Consider the following 534-nt stretch of genomic DNA (forward strand, 5'->3'; position numbering starts at 1 on the left):
GGATGTGGTCGCTTCGACGGGACTAAATCCGGTGTTTGTCGGACAGCTCGGCGATTCAGAGTATGTGCGACAACTTAGATCCCGCTTCCCAAAAGCTGTCTTCTACGACAGCCAAGGAGCCAGGGCCGACTTTGATTTGATTCGTTCAGCAAAGAACATTGTCGTTGCGGTCAGCACGTTCTCCTGGTTAGCGGCATGGCTTTCCCAAGCGCAGACGATCTTCCTTCCGCTCAGTGGTTTCTACAACCCAGCGCATCATCGCGAGGTCGATCTGCTGCCGATCGATGATCCTCGTTATAGATACTTTCTATTTCCGTTGAACTATGGAATTCCGGAGGAACAGAGCCTGGAATACCATCGCCGGATATCAGGTAGATGGAAAGAGATATCGCGCAATCAGGTTGCGCTGCTGAAGACTTCCGCTCCATTCCTGCGTGTGCCGAGAGAAAACTACGACAGCGGCTTGCCGTCGAGAACCGCGCAGGGGTCTGCCATCACCTTCGATTCCATCTGGTACGCACATCGATACATCGA

1 protein-coding gene is annotated in these 534 nt (G+C 53.0%); it reads left to right on the forward strand.

From position 1 onward, the window contains the following. Positions 1-534: hypothetical protein (locus tag ACXJ7R_RS36085; RefSeq protein ID WP_457155940.1), on the forward strand; the 534-nt coding region annotated here is incomplete at both ends.

It is taken from the genome of Mesorhizobium sp. P5_C1, assembly GCF_054049815.1.